Raw genomic sequence first — 505 nt, 5'->3', positions numbered from 1 at the left:
GAAAAGACGGGACAGCCATTTCTTTTGCTTTCTCATCACTCTCTACTAAGCTTTTACTTACCTTAAAGTAACACACTGCCACTTTGGTACTCACCATGACCTCAGCAAGAAGAACCCTTATAGACGCTGAAACCACTCCGTTTTATCACATCATAAATCGTTGCGTTAGAAGAGCTTTTCTATGTGGTGAAGATAAACTTACCGGGAAAAGCTTTGAGCATCGGCGTGGTTGGATTATCGATAAAATGAAAGTACTTTCAAGCATTTTTTGCATCGATATTTGTGCCTATGCAGTGATGAATAACCACTATCACTTAGTTCTTAAAATTGATACAGCCAAAGCTAAATCACTTACGAATCATGAAATTATAAATAGATGGAGTAAGATAACTAAAGGACATGCTGTGGCAACTAAGTATATCAACGGCGATACCTTGATAGAGGGAGAGCGCTTACTACTAGATGGTTTACTTGCCGAATGGCATGAGCGCCTGTCCAGTATTTC

The 505-nt window shown here is 39.4% G+C and carries 1 pseudogene; it reads left to right on the top strand.

Features of this window, described 5'->3' with window-relative positions:
* Positions 1–95: 95 nt before the first annotated feature.
* A pseudogene (locus tag AB4135_RS22205) lies at positions 96–505 on the top strand (alpha-amylase family glycosyl hydrolase); the annotation flags it as partial.

Source organism: Shewanella sp. 10N.286.54.B9 (assembly GCF_041468565.1).
In the GTDB taxonomy this organism is placed as follows: Bacteria; Pseudomonadota; Gammaproteobacteria; order Enterobacterales; family Shewanellaceae; genus Shewanella.
The sequence above is the reverse complement of the archived record's forward strand: the minus strand, read 5'-3'. Positions and strand labels throughout refer to the sequence as shown.